Annotated in this window: 1 pseudogene; it reads right to left on the bottom strand. The window is 35.0% G+C overall.

Annotation, left to right across the window (positions count from 1 at the left end):
- Window positions 1–1,160 (bottom strand): annotated as a pseudogene (locus DNC80_RS15580) (hypothetical protein); the annotation flags it as partial.
- Between the last annotated feature and the right edge of the window lie 22 nt (window positions 1,161–1,182).

Here is a 1,182-nt window from a genome sequence, read left to right as displayed (position 1 = left end):
AAATAATCAGCAATACCATCGTTGTCTGTGTCAGGAGCAACACAAAAGCTTAGGTTACCTAATGCCATCCCTTGGTTATCAAATGGAGAAGTTCCTCTTTGTCTATATATAAGTACTATAGATCTTACCGGAACAGTAAAATTAAAGCTTACATTTTCATTCTCTCCACCACCTAAAAAAGTGTTATTTCCTAAGTATCTTGTGTTTGCACCCAGGGTATAATCAGCCGCTGACATGGTATATGTAGCTCCACTAGTAGTTGTAATTATGAATTGAGCTTCATCTGTAAAGTTTGGACCGGTATCAATATCAAATAATGTAAATGATAAATTGTTTATTGCTCTTGAAAAAGTAAATGTGTGAGTAGAAATTCCTCCAGCTATCGAGTTTTGAAATAGAGTGTAACCAGCTGTTGTATATTCATTATTTACTCTGTAATCTTGAGTTGTGGTATTTGAAATTACAGGCGCTATGTTTAGAGTTACGCCATTGAAAGACAAAGCAGGGCTTGCAGCATCTACAGATGGTCGTTGTCCTGTTGAAGAGGTAGTACCTTCTATATAATGAGTTGCCCACGTCAAATTTGAAGAGGTGCAAACATTCTCTACAGTATCTGCTACACCATCGTTATCGTCATCTAAATCAGCACTATCTGCTATACCATCATTGTCTGTGTCTGGTACGCATCTTACAGTTGAAGTTGTTGCATCAATATAATCTATAGATGCGGATGTACCATTTGTTCCAGTTGTTAAATAAATATACTCCCAATTAATAGGAGATATAAAAGTGTAATCTAAAGAAACATTTGTACCTACTGAAACGTAACCAAAAGTATTATTCCAAACCCATACATTAACTCTATTTCCATCAACTCCATGTACAGTCACACTTGTTCCTGTACTTACGACATTTGCCATACGAAGTTCAATTAAACTATTCGAATTCCTTAGTACAGCTAAAGTAGAATTAGGACCTCCAATAGCATTAGTTGGATTATCTACCCTATCAAATTGAAAAATACTCGCAGCATAATTGTTAGTAATTGCTCCTACTTGCACCTGACCTGTGGTGCAAGGTTGGCTAAAACCTTTGTTATGGAAGGCTAAGATGAAAAATAGAGTTAAAAAAATATTTTTTACTAGAGTAAAGTTCTTCATATTAAATTTGGAATAATAGAAA

The sequence above is a fragment of the Flavobacterium sp. SOK18b genome (assembly GCF_014156605.1).
In the GTDB taxonomy this organism is placed as follows: domain Bacteria; phylum Bacteroidota; class Bacteroidia; order Flavobacteriales; family Flavobacteriaceae; genus Flavobacterium; species Flavobacterium tiangeerense.
The sequence above is the reverse complement of the archived record's forward strand: the minus strand, read 5'-3'. Positions and strand labels throughout refer to the sequence as shown.